This window comes from Psychrobacter fozii (assembly GCF_003217155.1).
Classification (GTDB): Bacteria; Pseudomonadota; Gammaproteobacteria; order Pseudomonadales; family Moraxellaceae; genus Psychrobacter; species Psychrobacter fozii.
This window is the reverse complement of sequence record NZ_QJSU01000004.1, coordinates 120,061-140,860: the sequence shown is the minus strand read 5'-3', so window position 1 is coordinate 140,860 and position 20,800 is coordinate 120,061. Positions and strand designations below refer to the sequence as shown.

Genomic DNA, 20,800 nt, shown 5'->3' with positions numbered 1-20,800 from the left:
CTCGGGTACTGGTAGTGATTGAATTTATAGTGTAATTTCTCTAGAATGTTACACTTCGTTACTGCTGCCTTTCTATAGATGACGTCACGATTTGTCTGCTGACGTTATGTTTACTCTAGGCATTAATAAATTTGTTCTTTCACTAGCAAGCTGGGCGCGACACTTATGAATGCAATCGAACGCTATTTTGGGATTAACGGTGAAAACACCACGGTAAGAACTGAAATTCTTGCTGGCTTGACCACTTTTTTAACGATGGCCTATATTATCTTTGTTAACCCCAACGTGCTAGCAGATGCTGGCATGGATAAAGGCGCTGTGTTTGTTGCTACTTGTTTGGCAGCAGCAATCGGGTGTTTGATCATGGGACTTTATGCTCGTTTACCTGTTGCTCAGGCTCCTGGCATGGGTCTTAACGCCTTCTTTACTTACGGCGTGGTACTTGGTATGGGGTACACATGGCAAGTTGCGCTTGGCGCAGTGTTCTTGTCTGGTTGTATCTTTGTGCTGTTGAGTCTGTTCAAAATTCGCGAAATGATCATCAATTCTATTCCCGTGTCGCTCAAGCAGGGCGTGGTCGCTGGTATTGGTGCATTTCTAGCGTTCATTGCATTACAAAGCTCAGGCGTCATCGTCAATCATGACGCTACGTTGGTTGGCTTAGGTGATATGACAAGCTTTGGACCGGCGATGGCTGCTGTTGGGTTTATTGTTATTCTCGCTTTGTCTTATAAGAAAGTCCCTGGTGCGGTGACTATTGGTATCTTGCTTGTGGCTTTGGTCAGCTTATTAACTGGCAATACGCATTTCACTGGTATTATCTCTGCACCGCCATCGATTGTACCTACATTCATGCAGCTTGATATTGCTGGCGCGTTTGATGTGAGTATGATCAGCGTTATCTTTGCTTTCTTATTCGTCGATTTATTCGATACAGCTGGTACGTTGATTGCAACCACGCAACAGGCAGGCTTGGTAGATAAAGATGGTAAAGTTAAGAACATGGGTAAAGCGATGTTTGCAGATTCTACTGCGACAGTAGCAGGGACTTTACTTGGTACGTCATCGACAACCAGTTATATCGAAAGCGTTTCAGGTATTGCTGCAGGTGGTCGTACTGGATTGGTCGCTGTGACTGTCGGCGTGCTATTTTTGCTTAGTATATTCTTTGCGCCATTAGCCAGTATGATCCCTGCTTATGCAACAGCAGGCGCGATATTTTATGTGGCGGTATTGATGTTAGGCACTCTAAAAGACGTAGAGTGGTCTGACTTGACTCAAGCAGCGCCAGTCGTTGTCGTATTATTATTTACCCCACTGACTTACTCTATCGCAGATGGTATCGCACTTGGTTTCATCACTTATACGGCAACCAAAGCATTGACGGGTAAGTTTTCTGACATTAGCATTCCAGTATGGATATTGACTTTCGTACTATTGGCAAAAATTGTCTTTGTTTAACGGTTTAAAGCCAGTCAGCAGTCTTTGCTAAACGATACAGTTTTAGCTTAGCTTGCAATAAAAACCCCTCCTTATCTATGTCAGATAAGGAGGGGTTTTTTTAATATAAGTGCTATACCGAGTGTTAGCCTATTGAGATGACTATCGCGTGAATTGAAGGCATACGCTAGTATTTTTGATACTGATATCTAGCGCTGTAATGACAATCAATCGGCAATAGTAAACAAAAAAACGTAACCAAAGCGTCATGGTCATCAATTAAGTTATAAGCTATTGTTATATAAAGAATTATTTATTGATAAAAATGAGAAAAATCGTTAGTTTGAATTTTTTTTTCATGATATTATAGCCACGTTAAGCGCATCACCTCAATCAACGCCGTAGAGGTTTTTCTTACAGTGAATTAGCGTCACCTAAGATGATAGATTTGTGTTTATTAAAGCGACCGTATGTCGTTTCGATAAACTGGTATCTGACCATCATACTCCTTTCACTACTAACAAGAAGAAGGCACTAATGCCGCTTAGCTTTGCGTTGTTGCCTTTGTATTGTTAGCGTACCCGTTTAACAGTCGAACGACCTACTTAACCGTCTCCAGCCTCTGCTGGATTTTTAGTTTTGTGATGGCGCCGTTTGGTCTTTTGATTATTACTGTGAGTATCCGTTAATAACCACTATTCAATTTGATAGCGGTTGTGAGCCGTCACACAGAACGATCAGACTTCCTAAAGCACCATTTATTATGGTTTTTAAACGATAGTTATGGAGTTATTATGAACCCAGTAGACCAGTTTACCCCGCAAGAGCCTATCTTGTTTTCTGCTGTTGATTTGCTGAATCCGGCATATCTTACCCAGTCATTAGAAACGCTACATACCCGTATTTCACCGCTATATAGTGTGGATGAAGTGCGTTGGTTGTCTGAGCTGTTACCCCTTGCCAAACCTAGTGATGAAGAGCGCGATGCTGCTGCTGAGCAAACGCGTAAATTGGTCGAGCATGTGCGTAATGACGGCAAAGCCGTCAAAATGGTCGATTCGTTGTTGCTTGAGTATAGCCTTGATACCCAAGAAGGTATCTTGCTCATGAGCTTGGCAGAAGCCTTGATTCGTGTGCCAGATAACTATACAGCTGATGCCTTGATTCATGACAAAATGAGTGTGGCTGATTGGAAAAAGCACATCAAGAATGATAATGGCTTTATGGTCAATGCCTCCACTTGGGGCATGATGATGACGGGCCGCGTCGTGAGCATTGATAGCAGCACGACAGCGTCAGGTTTCTTAGACCGTATGACCAAAAAGATGGGCGAGCCTGTCATTCGTAGTGCGATGCAAAAAGCCATGCGTATCATGGGTCATCAGTTCGTATTGGGCGAAACCATTGAAGACGCTAATAAGAACAGCCAGCCGTATCGCAATAGAGGTTACACCTACTCATTTGATATGCTAGGTGAAGCCGCCATCACGCACAGAGATGCTGAAAAATACTTCAACGATTATCTGCATGCCATCAAAGCCACTGCGAGCATCAAAGTTAAAGACGGCATGCCAAAGCCATCGGTGTCGATCAAGCTATCAGCACTGCATCCTCGTTATGAAGCCACGCAAGAAACGCAAGTCATGGGACTGCTGCGTCAACGCTGCATGTTGCTCATCGAAGCGGCACGTGAGGTCAATGTTGATCTGAGTATTGATGCTGAAGAAGCGGATCGTCTTGAGATTTCTCTAAAACTGTTTGAGTCTTTGTACCGTGATAACTTGACGGCTGGCTGGGATGGTTTGGGTATCGTTGTACAGGGTTACTCTAAACGCGCTATCGCAGTCCTCGCTTGGTTGGCTTGTCTCTCAAGTGAAGTAGGCGACCGCATCCCAGTACGCTTGGTAAAAGGCGCTTATTGGGATACAGAGATCAAACTGGCACAGCAAAAAGGTCTATCAGGTTATCCTGTGTGGACTCGTAAAGAAGGCACGGATACCGCCTATCTCGCTTGTGCGCGTTTCTTATTATCAGATCATCTGCGCGGGCTAATCTGGCCACAGTTTGCCACGCATAATGCCCATACGCTAGCGTCAATCATTACGATGAGCGCGCACAGAGACTTTGAGTTCCAGCGTTTGCATGGTATGGGTGATGCACTCTATGATCATATTTTAGATGCGTATAAGATTCCAGTACGTATCTATGCACCAGTCGGCGCGCACAAAGACTTGCTGCCGTACTTAGTACGTCGTTTGCTTGAGAACGGCGCAAACAGCTCGTTTGTCCATCAGTTATTAGACAAGTCTTATCCAATCGATAAGCTAACTGTACATCCATATGACAAGCTACTAGCCAATGCCACGTTGAACAACCCAGATATCCCATTACCATCAGGAATCTATGGTGAACGTCGTGCCAGCTTTGGTCCTAATATCTTTATTGACTCGCAGTGGGCTCCGTTTACAGCAGCTATCGATAGCTACTTAGACAAGTCTTGGTCAGCGACACCTATCATCAATGGCAAAGCTGTTAATGATTACGAAGTAGATGGCACGGCACATCAGCTGGATGCTCAGACAGTACGTGCACCTTGGAACCATGAAGTCAGCGCTGGTGACGTCAAATACGCTAACGCCCAATTGGCTCGCCAAGCCATTGATGCTGCTGTTGCTGGTCAAAATGAGTGGCAAAATGTATCAGCTGCGAAGCGTGCTGAGATCTTGCGTAAGATTGCAGAGTTATACGAAGAGAACTATGCTGAATTGATGGCATTGTGCCAAGTTGAAGCGGGCAAGACTCTGCAAGACGGTATTGATGAGATCAAAGAAGCGGTTGATTTCTGCCGTTTTTATGCAGACGAAGCCGAGCGTTTAGAAGCGACTGCTTATGAGTTTACCGATTTGTCTGGTAAACAAGCGCGTCAAGTCTACAAAGCACGTGGTACTTTTGTCTGTATCAGTCCATGGAACTTCCCATTGGCAATCTATACCGGTCAAATCGTGGCGGCATTAGCTGCAGGTAATACAGTAGTGGCCAAACCTGCTGAACAAACCAGTTTGATTGCTCACTTTGCTGCACAATTAATGTATCAAGCGGGTATTCCAGCAGCGGCCTTACAATTGGTCACTGGTGCAGGTGATGTAGGCGGTGCATTGACGGCAGCTGACAACATCGCAGGTGTGATCTTTACCGGCTCTACTCAAACCGCGCAGCGTATCAATCAAAGCCTAAACGACCATGCCCAAGCCAGCGGTGAGCTGCCAGTATTTATCGCAGAAACCGGTGGTCAGAACGCGATGATCGTTGATTCAACGGCACTGCCAGAGCAGGTTGTTAGAGACGCGGTATTATCAGCGTTTGGTTCAGCGGGTCAACGTTGTTCAGCTTGCCGTATCTTGTGTGTGCAAGAAGAGATGGCAGATGATTTGATTGAGCTACTACAAGGCAACATGGCAGAACTGTCTGTTGGTAATCCACTTTATGCTGCTACCGATGTGGGCCCAGTGATTGATGCGGATGCGAAGCAAGGCCTAGAGGCGCATATCGCGCGTATGGAAGCAGAGCCAACCGCGACGATTTTGGCACAGACGCCAATGAGCTCAACCTCAGTCGTGAGCCAAGATCAGTCTACGTTTGTACTGCCAACGGCTATTGAAGTCAAAAGCATCGATGTCATCGGTGGTGAGCACTTTGGCCCTATTTTGCATGTACTGCGTTACCAAGCTCGTGATTTAAACAAGCTGATTGATGCGATTAATGCGACAGGTTTTGGTTTGACTTTGGGTATCCACAGTCGTATCGAAACCACCACTGAGAACATCGAGCGTCGCGCGTTCGTCGGTAATACCTATATCAACCGTAACCAGATTGGTGCTGTGGTCAACGTCCAGCCATTTGGTGGCTGTGGTCTGTCTGGTACTGGCCCTAAAGCGGGTGGTCCACACTATGTGTCACGCCTCATGCAGCTAGTCTCAGAGCCAGCGACTGATATCGAGGCTAGCAATAGTCAAGCCCAAACCACCACTCAAACAGAACTTGCATAAGGAGTAGCATCATGGCGACTGAATTCAAAAAAAATCATGCACAGGTCTGTGAGTCTTGGAGATTACTGGGCGCAGTAAACCGTGCAACCTATCTACAGGCAGCTATTCCAAAGCTTGCGCTGCTAACTGGTGATGCCAACAAAGCCAAGCGCTTATTCAATCATCTGTTGAGTGCAGCACCTAGTCTGGATGAGATGCATCGTATGGTTGGTGCCACTGGTGAGTCGAACGACTTGTACGTCACTGGCCGCGGTAAGACGATGGTTGTGGGCGGTGAGTCTGCCCGTGCAATGGCCGTACTAGGCCAGCTGGTTGCAGCACTATTGACAGGCAATGAAGTCATATTGCATTGCCCAAGCCAAGATGAGATGTGTGTTGAAGCAGCAAAAGTGCTTTATGAAACGGGTATTAGCGAAGATGTGTTGAGCGTAGCTAATGACTCACAGACTATTACTTTGTTGTATATCGATCGTCTTGCACAAGTGGCGGTGTCTGGTAGCCGAGCTGATGCACAGACAATCAGCCAAGAGCTGGCTAAGACTGATGGTATTTTGACGCAGGTGATCAGCGTGACGGATATGGAAGGCTTGTCAGAGATGCTAACGCCTGATTATCTGCATCGTTTCGTTACCGAGCGTGTTAAAACCATCAATACCACGGCTATCGGTGGTAATGCTAGCTTACTTGAGCTTGGTACATAAGAAAAATTAAATGTGCTAGGTAGTAAGACGCTACTTAGCATTGTTTGAATAACGGTTGATGTTTGTTTTCAAGAGCTTCAAAACTCTTAGAAAATGAGCATTGACCGTTTTTTTTATGGCTGCTTTTCAAGTATTTCATATTTTAGGCGGTGAATACTTAAAATCTTATGACTTATGAACGCTATTTTATCGCTTGTCGGCAAACAACAGTAGTGCTATTATCATAAAACCTGACCAAATGGTCATCTTTCAAGGTGGTGTTATTACTAACGCCAAATTACTCAGACCAAAACCATTAGCGAGGCTGCGGACACCTGTTATCAAGGAGTTTTAGTAGACTTAAAAATATATTAATCAAGGATGATTAACAGTGCCTGAATCTATAGAGTCTCAGAAAAACAGCGAGTTGATGTATCAGCTCAATGACAATCCTAGTTTTTGGCCGGCAAGCTTCGCCGCTTTGCAACATCTACTAGCCAGTATCGTTGCTATTGTTACACCCACTTTGATTGTCGCTGGGACTTTGGGGTTGGGTGAATATGTCCCTTATTTGATTAGCTGTGCTCTAATCTCCTCTGGTATTGGCACTTATATTCAATGTAAAAAAATAGGTCCCGTAGGCGCTGGTATGTTAAGTCTACAAGGGACCAGCTTTGCTTTTTTGACAGCGATTATTTCTGCTGGCCTAATCGTAAAAGGACGTGGTGGTTCACCAGAAGATATTTTGGCCACCATCTTTGGGGTTAGTTTTTGCGCTGCCTTTGTCGAAGTTGTACTGAGTCGTTTTATTCATAAATTAAAAAGAATATTTACGCCTGTTGTCACTGGTACTATTATTATTCTCATTGGTGTTCCTTTGATCGAAGTGGCCATGACCGATATTGCAGGTGGCTTTGGTGCCGAAGATTTTGGTAGCTTACAGAATCTGTTTTTAGGTATGGTTGTACTGGTATCAGTGATTGCCTTTAACCGCTCAAAAAATCCCTTGTTAAGACTTTCCTCGATTGTTATTGCTTTAGTTTTAGGTATGCTAGCCGCCTTTTTTATGGGTAGGTTGGATTTCTCTTCACTGAGCAATGTTGGCTTCGTAACAGTTCCTATTCCCTTTAGATTTGGTTTTCAATTTGATATCGCCGCCTTTATTCCATTAGCCATTCTGTATTGTGTAAGTGCGCTTGAGACGACAGGCGATTTAACGGCAAATGCTGTAGTGTCAAAAGAGCCTGTCACAGGACCTGTCTATCTCAATCGCATTCAAGGTGGAGTATTGGCAGATGGTGTGAACTCTATGATTGCCGCGACTTTAAACAGTATGCCGTCGACGACTTTTAGCCAAAACAATGGCGTTATAGCGCTTACCGGAGTTGCCAGTCGCCATGTCGGGATTTATATTGCAGCTCTTATGATTATCATTGGGATGTTTCCTATCTTTGGCGCCTTATTACAAACCATGCCTCAGCCCGTACTGGGCGGTGCAACCTTGGTGATGTTCGGCACAGTAGCAGTGGCTGGTATCAAGGTATTGTCGACCGCCAAGCTCGACCGTCGTGATATGTTGATTGTCGCGACTTCTGTCGGAATGGGCATTGGGGTTTCTATGGTGCCTGAGGTGTTATCACATGTACCTGAATTGATACGTAACGTGCTGATATCACCTGTCGCAATCGGTGCTATCACAGCGATTGCATTGAGTTTGTTTTTACCAGTGGATACTCAGGACGCTGATATATAATAAAAATATAGTCAGTCCTTTATAAAAGAGATATAGCGTTAACCTCGTTTGAAGTATCACATATACATCTGTACTCGGTTGCCTTGACTCTCTTTTAAACTGAGTCAACTATATAGACAAAAAGCATTATTAAATGAGATTATTATTTGATATTTATCAAATATAGATTGATTGGTTCGAGCCATTTAGCAGATGTTTACGTTAGCGGTTTATAAGAGCCGTCTAATTTTATAAAGCCCAACTTTTTAGCCGAGTATTGCTATGATTAGTTTCTATCTGAACGGAAAGCACCATGAGATAATTCACCTCAATCCGAATACAACGGTACTTGAGTATTTGCGCTTGCACGAACGACAGACCGATACAAAAGAGGGCTGTGCTAGTGGTGACTGCGGTGCCTGTACCGTCATGGCGCAGCAGTTACCTGCTAATGGCAATGAGCCTTCTAATACCACTCCTTTTTATACGCTAAACTCCTGTATTACGTTGCTATCATTGATGGATGGTCATCATCTTATGACTGCAGCTTATCTAGCGGATAATCCTGAGAATCATCCAGATCGTGCCTCGTTACATCCTGCCCAACAAGCAATGGTTGACTGTCATGGCTCGCAATGTGGCTTTTGTACACCTGGTTTTGTGATGTCGCTAGCGAGTGTTTATGAAAACCATCGTCTGACAAAAGCAGAAACTGGCGCGGTAGATGAGTTGAGTTACGATGATATCGTCGCTTCAATATCAGGAAATCTATGCCGCTGTACAGGTTATCGACCGATTATCGAAGCTGGTCTGGCAATGGAGAAGATTGGTCAGCAACGAGATGACGAGCAGACAGCAGCGAAAGCACTTACGATAACCTTAGCTACAGATGCGATGGCAGCTAGTAGGGTATCTGATTCAACGAAAAACAATGCTATTGAACCTGCATTGACACAAGACTTACGGCAATTATTTATTCCACAGTCAATTGATGAGCTGAATCAAGTGCTAGCAGCCAATCCAAATGCGACTATTTGGGCAGGCGGCACAGATTTGGGTCTGAGTGTGACGCAGCACTTGGTCGATCATGACGTTATTATTCAGCTGTCAGCCATTGATGAGCTAAAATCTTGGTCGTTGACTGATACCAGTGAGACAGAAAGTGCGCAGTCAGGTGAACATAACAATGCAGCGCCAACGACACCCAAATCATTAGTGCTAGGCGCTGGTATGAGCTATAAGAAAATGCTGCCTGTGCTTGAGCAGTATTTTCCTACCTTTGCAGCGGTGTTTGAGCGTATTGCCTCACCGCAAATCCGGAATATGGGTACTATCGGTGGCAATATTGCCAATGCGTCACCTATTGGTGATCTACCTCCGATTTTATTAGCGTTAGATGCACATATTCATTTGCGCCATTGTGATATGGCTAACCATAGCGGTGAATCTCAAGCGTCTGATACTGATGAGATAATACCTTTATCAGCATTCTTTTTAGATTATAAAAAAACCAAGCTGCGTGCGGGCAGTTATGTGGTTGCCATTCATATACCACTTCTGCAAAACAATCAATATCTATACATCCATAAAATTAGTAAGCGCTATGAAGATGATATTTCCGCCTGTCTACTTGCAGCAAGACTGGATATATCAGCAGATGGCATGACTATCGAAGATGTAAGATTTGGGCTGGGTGGAATGGCTGCTATTCCTTTATTAGCAGAAAAATCTCAGCAAGTATTGATAGGACAATCTGTGGCAGTCGATAGTTTTGAGAAGGCTGCACAAATGCTACCAATGGATGTATCGCCAATGACGGATGTACGAGCCAGTCGCGAGTACCGTATGCATGTGGTGCAGCGATTACTCACTAAGTGCGGTAAGCAATTAATAGCAGAGCTGCAAACGATAAGCGCTTGATAGAGACAGTGAATATCTAAAGTGGCTCTAAACTTCTTTTGCCCCAAATATAGATATTTATAACCGTTGTGATTTTGCGACAGTGCCTTTGACAGTAGCATTATTAAGTTTAGCGTCTGATTTAACTTTCAATATAGCCGTTCGCAACATAGCTTTTATCATACCGTCAAAACGCTAGAAGCCGAAAATACAGGTTTGACCAAAAATATAAGAGAGCATCATCATGAGCCATCATTCTTCATTATTTGACAGCTACAGTATTCGTCGTGTACGTCCACCTAAAAACAAAATCGGTACTGGCGCAAAGCATGATAGTGCGATCAGTCATGTGATGGGCACTGCCACTTATGTCGATGATATGCTAAAGCCTCAAGGCACTTTGCATTTAGCCATCGGCAAGAGCACTCATGCACATGCACGCATATTGAGCATGGATCTGGACATGGTGAAAGCAGCCGATGGGGTGATAGATGTTATTACCTTTGAGGACATACCGGCTAAAACTGATATCGGCCCTGTCTTTGATGGCGATCCACTGATGGTGGATAAAGTCACAGAATATGTGGGTCAGACACTATTTGTCGTCGTTGCTACCAGTCATCGGGCGGCCAAAAAAGCCACGCTCAAAGCAATTATAGAATATGAGCCATTACCAGCGATATTGACTATTGAAGACGCATTAAATCAAGAGCAGTTTGTGCGTCCTAGCCATTTCATGACGCGCGGGGATGCTCAAGTAGCACTTGAATCTGCGTCTACTCGTATTGCTGGTCATATTCATATGCTAGGGCAAGAGCATTTTTATCTCGAAGGTCAGGTGTCATATGTGGTGCCTTGTGATGATGGTGGTCTGGAGGTTTACACTTCCTCGCAGCATCCTAGCGAAGTACAGCAGCTCGTTGCTGAAGTAGTCGATCTGCCTTTTCATGCAGTGACTACCGTGGTACGTCGAATGGGTGGTGGTTTCGGCGGTAAAGAAACGCAAGCCGCTGCTTGGGCTTGTCTGTGCGGTATCGTGGCCAAACGCCATAATGTGCCAGTGAGTATGCGTCTAGACCGTCAGGATGACATGGTGGTGACGGGTAAGCGCCACGAGTTTGCCAACCGATATGATGTGGGTGTCGATGATGCAGGTCAAATACTTGGCGTGGATATGCAATTATCAGGACTGTGTGGTTATTCGCCTGATTTGTCTGATGCTATCGTCGATCGTGCGATGTTCCATTGTGATAATGCCTACTACTATCCAGCGGCACAGGTAGCAGGTCATCGCTGTAAGACACACACCGTTTCTAACACGGCATATCGAGGTTTTGGTGGTCCGCAAGGATTACTAACGGCTGAGTATATGATGGATCATATCGCCTATACGTTGGGGAAAGATCCGCTAGAAGTACGATTAACGAACTTATATAAAGATGGTCAGAGCACCCATTATGGACAGCCGATTGAGCATTTTGATTTGGCAACGATTATGACATCGCTTGCTGATGACAACGAGTACGATAAACGTCGTCAGCAGGTTACAGAGGCTAATAAAAAAGCAGAAGCCGAGGGCAGTGATAAGCGCTTAGGTCTTGCATTGACGCCTGTCAAATTCGGTATCTCGTTTACCGTACAGCATTTGAATCAAGCAGGGGCGCTGGTACATATCTATACCGACGGTACTATCCAGATCAACCATGGTGGTACTGAGATGGGGCAAGGGCTATATGTAAAAATTGCTCAAATTGTCGCCAATGAGTTCGATGTAGATTTAGATACTGTAAAAGTTACGGCGACACGTACGGACAAAGTGCCGAACACCTCACCAACAGCAGCTTCATCGGGTACAGATATCAATGGTAAAGCGGCACAAAATGCCTGTATTACCATTAAAGAGCGCTTGGTTGAGTTTGCTGCTGAGCATTTCGAAGTTGTTGCAGAAAGCATTCAGTTTGAGAATAATCATGTTTATATTGCCGATAAAGCCACGCTTACTTTTGCTGAATTAACATTGCTGGCTTACCAGCATCGTATTAGCTTGTCTTCGACTGGCTATTATAAAACGCCAAAGATTTTTTATGATCGCTCAAAAGCGTGGGGTCGTCCATTCTTCTACTTTGCCCTAGGTGCATCGTGTTCTGAGGTCGAGATTGATATTTTAACGGGCGAGTATAAAGTACTGCGCTGCGATATCTTGCATGATGTCGGTCAATCCATTAATCCAGATATTGATATTGGTCAGATTGAAGGTGGCTTCGTTCAAGGGATGGGCTGGCTGACGGCGGAAGAGCTGATTTGGGATAAGACGGGCAAGCTCGCCTCCAATAGCGCGGCGAATTATAAGATTCCAACGGCTCATGACTTACCCAAGCAGTGGAGCGTGAAACTGTTCGATCGCAAGAATGAAGAGCAGACTATTTATAATTCTAAAGCAGTGGGCGAGCCGCCATTTATGTTGGCTGCCAGCGTCTGGTGTGCGATTAACAATGCAGTCGCAAGCTTAGGAGGTTATAAGAAAAACCCAGAGTTGACCATGCCAGCCACGCCAGAAGCCGTACTAAAATCTGTGATGCGCATGCAAGGCCAAGCATGGGAGATTGCTGATAAAGTAGATACGGACACTATTGAGAGCTTAACGTCTGTTGACGATAATTACGGTATCGATGATGATCGAGTACAGCCGCAGCAAGTACCTCATGGCAAAGATATTAATCCGACAGAAACTGAAGGCCAGTTATTCGACGATCAGCCCGAGGCGATAAAAGATCCAAACGTATCAACGGCTAGAGGTCCTGCGCACGGTGAGTAATCTATCAGCGCCACAAACACCAGCATCACAAATATCCGAGCCACACGTATCTGAGCCACAAATGTTATCGTGCTCAGCTGTACACTCGATGCGTTGGTATGATGGACTGGCAAAATATCAGCAGCAGGGTATCGCGCATGTTTTGGCCACTGTCGTTGCGGTCAATGGTTCAGCGCCTCGAGAGTTACAGTCTAAAATGATTGTAACGCTTGATGACTGCTGTGACACCTTGGGCGGCGGTAGTCTCGAGCATGATGTGACGATAACCGCTAGGAAGCTACTCAAAGGTGAGCTAGATACAGATGACTCAAAAGGCTCCAAACCATCAAAAGAAGGTAAGTCTGAAAAAGCCCAAACAGTACGCCGTGACGCTGTTTATACAAAGCATTACCCATTGGGTGCCAAGTTAGCGCAGTGCTGCGGTGGTAGCGTCACGGTTATGTTTGAATGTTTTAATGTGACACCGCTCATGTCGTTATTGGTTTTTGGGGCAGGGCATGTCGCAGCGGCATTAATGACTATACTTGCCGATTTACCTTGTCAGGTGGATTGGGTAGATAGCCGCGCTGAAATGTTCGAGCGTTATGTGACGCAGGATGCTAATGCTATAGATGACCAAGTCACTTATCAATTGCCTGCGCATATTCGTCCACATATCGAAGAAGATCCTGTGGACTTTGTACGCCCATTCATTGCAAACAGCCACCGGAATACAGCAGCCAATAAAGGGTATCAACACTTTATATTAGTCATGACTCATGATCATAGTCTTGATTTTGACTTGGTGCGTGCGACGTTGGATGCTTCTCTAGATATAAATGCCGATGCTCATGAGGCCAATACCGACGATAGCGCATTACAATCCATGCCCTATCTAGGCTGTATCAGCTCGAAAACCAAAGAAAATCGTTTTAGAACTCGTTTGCTTCAGCGCGGCTATAGTGAGCAAGCGATTGCCCAGCTAACCATGCCAATAGGACTTGAGATTGGTGGCAAAGAGCCTATGGCCGTTGCGGTATCTATCGCTGCTCAAATTTTGCAGCTTTATCATCGTGCATAAGTGTCATAGGTCATAACTGGTATTGACCCATAAACTTTGCATTATTGTTCAACTTTACTGTTTAACTTTCTATTATTCAGACATTACTTTCATCTTTTATCTTTGTACGCCATAACGATATATAGGCTGCACTCAGTCACTTTGTGTTCAAAATATGCTCGTCATGTTTGAGTGTTTAACACGGCCTAATCTTGTGCCAAAGTGCTGATCCATTAATGTGAGATTTTTTATGGCCATACATATTTATCAAGCCCAATTACTGCATTACCTTACCGAAAATGATATTGCTATCCGATCAAAAGAATTGGAGGCTGCGGCAAAAGATTCAGACAATGCCCAGTATCTAAATACCATAGAGCTGGATAGCAGTACCTCACTATTACCTGTCATCGCAGGCGTGAACGTTTATCCTGAGTATATTGCAGACGGTGCACTCGTAGTCGATGATGCGACAGGTCTAGTCGTGGATTACGGACATTGTGCATCAATGATGTCGCAGTATGGCAACAACAGCGAGCATAAAAACAAAGCACTAGTACAGATTTATAATTGTAAGCACAATCTCATCATGCCAGGTTTTATCGATACTCATGTGCATTACCCGCAGATAGATATGATTGCTGCTTTTGGAGAGCAGTTACTCGATTGGCTCAATAATTATACTTTTGTCACCGAGGCGAATTTTGGTAATCCAAAAATTGCCCATGATACTGCCCAATTCTTTTTAAACCAGTTATTGGCCAACGGTACGACGAGTGCATTGGTGTTTTCGACCAGTCATCCGCAATCGGTAGAGGCTTTCTTTAGTGAAAGTATTCGACTGAACACACGCATGATTACTGGTAATGTACTGATGGATCAAAATGCGCCTGAGAATCTGTGTGTGCCCACTGAGCAAGGTATCCGAGATACACAAAATATCATCGATAAATGGCATGAGCGTGGACGTCAGCATGTGGCCATTACCCCAAGGTTTGCGATTACATCGACGCCAAAACAATTACAAATGACAGGTGAGCTATACCGTAGTTATGATAGTGTTTATCTGCAAACACATCTGGCCGAAAACCTTGATGAAGTGGCTTTTGTACGTGAGCTTTATCCCAATCATAAAGGCTATTTGGATGTTTATCATGATATGGGCTTACTGGGCAGACGAACCACACTGGCACATGGTATTTACCTTGAAACCCCAGAGTACGAAGTGTTACGTGATACAGGCACTCAAATAGCGCACTGTCCAACCTCCAATTTATTTTTGGGTAGTGGTCTATTCGATTTGTCCAAAACCTTGAGTTATACCGGCGTGAGTATTGCGACTGATGTGGGGGCGGGTACTAGCTTATCGATGCTGACGACTTTATCAGAGGCTTATAAGGTTCAGCAATTACAGAAAAAATCACTATCAGCCCATCAAGGGTTGTATCAGATTACATTGGGCAATGCGCAGTCGCTATTGTTGGATGATAAGATTGGTAATTTCATGCCGAACAAAGAAGCTGATTTTGTCGTGATAAATATGGACGGTACGGAATTACTTGAGAGGCGCATGACACAGACTAAGTCACTTGAAGAGCAGTTGTTTGTATTGATGATGCTAGGCGATGATAGAGTGATTGAGCAGACCGTTATCGCTGGCGTGAGTCGCTATAAAAGATCTACGGTTTTATAGGATAAGTGTTTGTAGAATGAGTAATAAAAATATGGTTTGTTTAACAAAGTATAGCGCTTCAAACGACAGCATTTAAATACCTGTATTCGAATGGATTTTATTTGAATGGCTCTTATTTTAATAGCCTTTATTTTAATGGCACCCAGTGTCTATTTTACTAAAGTTACTTTGTAAATAGGCACTGAGCGGATTCTGTTATGAATGCTGTTTAAGCTTTAGTTAAATACCAGCATTAGCACATTATTCAGGATAGTTAATCCAAACCCAGCCGTTTTCTAACCATTCACTCAATTCATCTGGATCAATATCCGCGATATCTTGACTTGTTAAATGCTCGCCACTGGCTAAGCGTATCAACACCGTCGTTGACACATCATCTAGACCATCAATACGTTGACCGTTCGCATATAGTAGGATGCCATCAGCAGTGTGGCTGTAGATCAAGCGGTTGTTATAGTCTGCTTGCAGTGTTGCGCCTTCAGCCAAAGCTTGCATCAGCTCATCTGTATCCAAAGTTTCTTCTGGTACGAGGGCATCATATTGACGCTTGCTAACCACTTCAGACACTGCTTGGCGAATCATGTCGTCACCACGATCAGACTGTAGCATCTGCAATAGCTGGTTTTTGATCGCTTGGATACTGTCAGCTTGTAGCTCACCTGATGCTTGTAGCGCTTGTGGCAGTAGCATCGGTATAAACAAATCGCTGTCGTTGGTTGCGATATCAGCCATATTATCGATGATTTGCATCAAGTTTGGGCGACGGCAGCCAAAAGAAAACGTCAAACAGTCATCTTGTGCAACGCCAAAGTGCGATAATTTAGGTGGTACGTACAGTACATCGCCAGCTTCTAATATCTCATCAAATATAATCTCGCCCATATCGTCAAAAAGCCTGATTGGCTCATCGGCGACGAACTCTGTGCTTTTATCACAGAATTTGCCTAGCTGCCAACGGCGATGACCGTAACCTTGTGCCAAAAATACATCATAATCATCATAGTGTTTGCCCACTGAGCCGCCTTTTGGCGCATATGAGACCATAATGTCATCGCGCTGCCACTGAGGTATAAAGTCAAAAGCTTGCCACAGTTGACCAAGCTCAGGTGACCATTGCTCTAGATTCTGTACGAGCGCTGTCCATTGCTCAGGCAAGTTATCAAAATCAGCTTCAGTCAGCGGGCTTTTTTTGAGTTGCCACTGTGCTTGGCCTTCGGTCTTGGTAGCAGACTGGATCAGTAGGCGTGCTGAGGCTTCTTCTTCTAGTGCTAGGCCTAGCATGTCATCAGGTTCAAACATGCCGATGAGTTGTGGTAAGCCTTGCTTAATAAGGAGCGGTTTTTTTTGCCAGTATTCTGCTAGGAACTGTTCAGCAGTGATAGAGGCTGGCAAGCATAGAGGTGTAGAGGTCATGAGTAAATCCGTGTCTTTGGGTAGGTATAAGATTAATAATGAGGATTGCTTTATAGGAGGGGTTTAATAGTTTATGATTATCACCTATCTAATAGCGAGTATAATACTTGCTATCGGAGCCTCTCATTAATCGTAGGAAATTTATGAAAAAGTTACATTTTATTGTCATTATCGCCAGTGTGTTCTTATTGCAAGGCTGTATACATAAGCTTGTGACTGTCCCTGCTAAGATTGCTTATAAAACTACTAAAGGCGTGGTAAAAGGTACGGTCGCAGTGGGTAAAGCCATCATACCGGGCGATAGTGATGACGACAAAAAAGATGATTAGTTTATTATTCGGCTGTTATTTTCGGCTACTTGATCATGTTGATCATAGCCCTATCGTAACGAATTTGAAATAGAGTAATCACCGCAGCAATTAGCCCACCGAGTAGTGCTAATGCCATGTCTTTGTGGGCATCCCAAACATCACCTTGCTGACCATTATAAGCTTCTGCTGCTTCTGGCGATAAGGTGGTTGCAATTCCCCATTCTAATAGCTCATAGAGCAAACTTGACGACATATTAATCATGAGTGCAATCGCTATCAAAAGTTTGATGGATGATATCTTAAAGATAAATTTTGAGCTCTCAACCATCGCATAGAACAGCAAAAGCCCATAGCTAAAATGTACGAGCCTGTCATACATATTCCGCTGCCAACCAAAAAAATCGTTTAAGCTGGCGCCAAATATGAGCTGTGTCCAATCATCATAGGGCACATATGAGTATAGATAACGTGCACCGATAATATGAATGAATAGAAATATTGAAGCGAGAATATAGGAGCGTGAGCTAATATGCCAATAACGATAGGCTAGCAGCATAAACCCTAAAAAAATCAAGGTACCCAACTGATGTAGTAGGTAGCTTGACCATTCTAGAGGCTCAATACTTGCCAGCACCATTACGATGAATACCGCAATGGTACTGACAACCACAGATTTAAAATGTCGCTGCATTTTGCCCGCTTATTTTTTGCTAGCTATTAATAGCAGCCAATTATTAAAGCTTGGCAATCCAATCTTTAATGGTAAGGGCTTGCTCCGCGGCATTACCAATATAAGTGGCCGGTGTCATGTCACGTAGGCGTGCTTTATCAGCGTCGCTCACGGCAGACAATTCATCACTTTCAACAAACGTTAGCATGGCTTCGCGAGTCATGGCGTTACCACGGGTCAATGCTTTAAGCTTCTCATATGGGTTCTCCACACGGTAGCGACGCATCACGGTTTGAATCGGCTCAGCTAATACTTCTTGTGCATTGTTTAAGTCATCATTCAAACGCTGCGCATTCAATTCAAGTTTACCCACACCTTTTAAGCAAGCGTCAAAAGCGATCATGCTTTGTGCCAGACCAACACCGATATTACGCAATACGGTTGAATCTGACAAATCACGCTGCATACGTGAGATAGGCAGTTTTTCGCCCAAATGTGCCAACATCGCATTTGCAACGCCCAAGTTGCCTTCTGAATTTTCAAAGTCAATCGGATTGACTTTATGTGGCATGGTAGAAGAACCCACTTCGCCGTCTTTTAGACGCTGTTTGAAATAGCCTAAGCTGATATATTGCCAAATATCACGGTTAAAATCGATCAAGATAGTATTGAAGCGTTTGACGGCATCAAATAGCTCAGCGATATAATCATGCGGCTCAATCTGAGTGGTGTAAGGGTTAAAGGTTAGCTCAAGACGCTCACCGATGAAGGTTTCGGCATGTGATTGCCAGTCTACATCAGGATAGGCTGAAAAATGAGCGTTATAGTTACCAACCGCGCCATTGATTTTACCCAATAGCTCAACTTGACCGATTTGTTTGATTTGGCGGGCTAGGCGATAGGCCACGTTTGCCATTTCTTTACCAAGGGTCGTTGGGCTGGCTGTCTGGCCATGTGTACGCGACAACATAGGTTGCTCGGCATGAGTAATGGCCAAATCAACGATGCTATCAGTCACTTGCTGCATTTTGGCAACCACAATCTCGCGGCTGTCTTTGAGCATCAAGGCATATGACAAGTTGTTGATGTCTTCACTGGTACAAGCAAAGTGAATGAACTCTAGCGAATCAATGAGTGCGTCCTGACCACGGAATTTGTTTTTGATGAAGTATTCAACTGCTTTTACATCGTGATTGGTCGTGGCTTCTATGTCTTTGATAGCTTGGGCATCGGCTTCACTAAAATCATCAACGATAGCATTTAAAAAAGCATTCGTTGCTTCATCAAATGCTGCCAATTCGCCGATAGCGCTATTATCAGCCAATGACTGTAACCAGCGAATCTCAACGGTGACGCGAGCTTTTATCAGACCGAATTCAGATAAATAAGGACGTAAACTGTCGGCTTTAGACGCATAGCGACCGTCGATTGGAGAAAGGGCTGTCAAGGCAGAAAAAGAGGTGGTCATAGATATCCTTTAGCTTAGTCAGTGATTGTAGTGAAATAAATCGTTTTAAGTACAATAGTAAAAATAATCTAATAATGGTGTCGCGGTTCTCGAAAGTAACACTATAATTCTTTTAGAAGCCGCATGGCGCATCAATTGAGGCAATCACGCCGCCGCCTAGACACACTTCGTTGATATAAAATACGGCTGACTGACCCGGAGTGACGGCACGTTGTGGCTCGTCAAACACCACACGGACATCGTTTCCGTCAGCACTTGTCGCAAATACACGACACGCTTGATCTGGCTGACGATAGCGAGACTTTGCCATACAGAGTAAACCTTCTGTCGTAAATACTTCTGCAGGTGGCAGGCCGTCGACCCAATCCATTTTATAAGCCGTCAGCTCATTACTGAGCATCATTGGATGTTCGTGTCCTTGACCGACGATCAAACGGTTTTTGTCTAGGTCTTTTGCCAATACAAACCAAGGCTCTTCAGGACGATCTTTCACACCGCCAATACCAATACCGCCACGTTGACCTAAGGTGTAATACATCAAGCCATCATGAGTGCCGATGGTATGTCCATCGTCGGTCACGATATCACCTTTTTGGGCAGGCAAGTACTGTTGTAAAAAGTCTTTAAAACGGCGCTCACCGATGAAGCAGATACCAGTAGAATCTTTCTTTTTAGCCGTTGCTAAATCATGCTCTTCTGCAATCTGGCGCACGACAGGTTTTTCGAGCTCACCGACTGGGAACAATGTCTTGGCAATTTTGTCGCCACCGACAGCATGTAAGAAGTAGCTCTGATCTTTGTTATTATCCAGACCACGTAAGAGCTGAGCAACCTCATCGCCGTCAGCATTGGTATAATTTACACTGCGCCGTGTATAGTGACCAGTAGCGATGTAGTCAGCACCCAGGGTCAAGGCATAGTCTAAGAATGCCTTAAATTTGATTTCTTTGTTGCATAAAATATCAGGGTTTGGGGTGCGTCCTGCTTTATATTCCGCTAAAAAGTGCTCAAAAACACGATCCCAGTATTCCATGGCAAAGTTGGCCGTGTGCAGCTTCATACCAATTTTGTCACACACGGCTTGCGCGTCTGCCAAATCATCCATCGCCGTACAGTATTCCGTACCGTCATCTTCTTCCCAGTTCTTCATAAACAGGCCTTCTACTTTAAACCCTGCTTGCTGGAGTAGGACGGCAGATACAGAAGAATCAACACCACCTGACATACCGACAATCACATGCTTGGTGCTAGGATTATCAATATCGGCAAGCGTCAAAGTACGCTGGGCGCTGAAAGAATCAGAAACGGGTATGCTTGATGTATTTGGGATGGCTGACATAAGACGGCTCAACTATTTATACCTTAATTCAAAATTTGATATGACCATATAAGCTAGTGCTGCTTACTAAAGTTAATAGATTTAGTAAGTTGACCACATTGACACTGTCATCTCATCTTTCAGATTTGGTATTATGATAAAATAAGCGTCATATTATACCAGTTAATTGAAACTGGTGGCGACCTATGGCATCTTACTGCTCGTAAAACTGCTTTGAAAATTCAGATAGTAGTTTTAAATTATTTTAATCGCCTT

Annotated in this window: 13 protein-coding genes; 9 read left to right on the top strand and 4 right to left on the bottom strand. The window is 44.2% G+C overall.

Translation table 11 applies throughout. From position 1 onward, the window contains the following. The first annotated feature begins 165 nt into the window (after positions 1-165). From DFP82_RS06680 to guaD, 8 genes are all read left to right on the top strand, one after another. The gene (locus DFP82_RS06680; RefSeq protein WP_110922958.1) at positions 166-1,461 is read left to right on the top strand and encodes an NCS2 family permease; all 1,296 of its coding nucleotides are present in this window, start codon (positions 166-168) and stop codon (positions 1,459-1,461) included. Positions 1,462-2,234: 773 nt separating this feature from the next. After that, entirely contained in the window at positions 2,235-5,486 is a 3,252-nt protein-coding gene (gene putA, locus DFP82_RS06675; protein WP_110922957.1) for a bifunctional proline dehydrogenase/L-glutamate gamma-semialdehyde dehydrogenase PutA, read from the top strand. 11 nt (positions 5,487-5,497) lie between these two features. After that, the gene (locus DFP82_RS06670; RefSeq protein ID WP_110922956.1) at positions 5,498-6,187 is read left to right on the top strand and encodes a 1-pyrroline-5-carboxylate dehydrogenase; all 690 of its coding nucleotides are present in this window, start codon (positions 5,498-5,500) and stop codon (positions 6,185-6,187) included. A 370-nt stretch (positions 6,188-6,557) separates the two neighbouring features. Then, on the top strand, positions 6,558-7,919 hold the full coding sequence (locus tag DFP82_RS06665; RefSeq protein ID WP_245905659.1) for a uracil-xanthine permease family protein: 1,362 nt from the start codon (positions 6,558-6,560) through the stop codon (positions 7,917-7,919). Between the two features lie 261 nt (positions 7,920-8,180). Beyond that, complete coding sequence (locus DFP82_RS06660; RefSeq protein WP_110922955.1) at positions 8,181-9,818, top strand: xanthine dehydrogenase small subunit; 1,638 nt, start codon at positions 8,181-8,183, stop codon at positions 9,816-9,818. 223 nt (positions 9,819-10,041) lie between these two features. Further along, positions 10,042-12,612: a xanthine dehydrogenase molybdopterin binding subunit gene (xdhB, locus tag DFP82_RS06655; protein ID WP_110922954.1), complete on the top strand. Its 2,571-nt coding sequence runs from the start codon at positions 10,042-10,044 to the stop codon at positions 12,610-12,612. Beyond that, entirely contained in the window at positions 12,605-13,672 is a 1,068-nt protein-coding gene (locus tag DFP82_RS06650; RefSeq protein ID WP_245905658.1) for an XdhC family protein, read from the top strand. Before xdhB ends, DFP82_RS06650 begins: the two co-directional genes overlap by 8 nt. 229 nt (positions 13,673-13,901) lie before the next feature. Continuing rightward, on the top strand, positions 13,902-15,344 hold the full coding sequence (gene guaD / locus DFP82_RS06645; protein ID WP_110922953.1) for a guanine deaminase: 1,443 nt from the start codon (positions 13,902-13,904) through the stop codon (positions 15,342-15,344). A 240-nt stretch (positions 15,345-15,584) separates the two neighbouring features. On the opposite strand, the gene DFP82_RS06640 is transcribed toward guaD, so the two are convergent. Further along, positions 15,585-16,757, bottom strand: a complete 1,173-nt coding sequence (locus tag DFP82_RS06640; RefSeq protein WP_110922952.1) for a cupin domain-containing protein — start codon at positions 16,755-16,757, stop codon at positions 15,585-15,587. 143 nt (positions 16,758-16,900) lie between these two features. On the opposite strand from DFP82_RS06640, the gene DFP82_RS06635 reads away from it, so the two are divergent. Next, positions 16,901-17,086 carry an NF038104 family lipoprotein gene (locus DFP82_RS06635; RefSeq protein WP_110922951.1) on the top strand — a complete coding sequence of 62 codons (186 nt, stop codon included), beginning with the start codon at positions 16,901-16,903 and terminating at the stop codon, positions 17,084-17,086. A gap of 25 nt (positions 17,087-17,111) precedes the next feature. Here DFP82_RS06635 and DFP82_RS06630 read toward each other — a convergent pair whose 3' ends face one another. The 3 genes from DFP82_RS06630 to mnmA form a co-directional block, all read right to left on the bottom strand. Next, a complete protein-coding gene (locus DFP82_RS06630; protein ID WP_110922950.1) occupies positions 17,112-17,759 on the bottom strand; it encodes a DUF2238 domain-containing protein in 648 nt (215 codons plus the stop codon). Between the two features lie 43 nt (positions 17,760-17,802). Further along, a complete protein-coding gene (purB, locus tag DFP82_RS06625; protein ID WP_110922949.1) occupies positions 17,803-19,206 on the bottom strand; it encodes an adenylosuccinate lyase in 1,404 nt (467 codons plus the stop codon). Positions 19,207-19,318: 112 nt separating this feature from the next. Continuing rightward, complete coding sequence (gene mnmA, locus DFP82_RS06620; protein ID WP_110922948.1) at positions 19,319-20,545, bottom strand: tRNA 2-thiouridine(34) synthase MnmA; 1,227 nt, start codon at positions 20,543-20,545, stop codon at positions 19,319-19,321. Positions 20,546-20,800 lie beyond the last annotated feature (255 nt).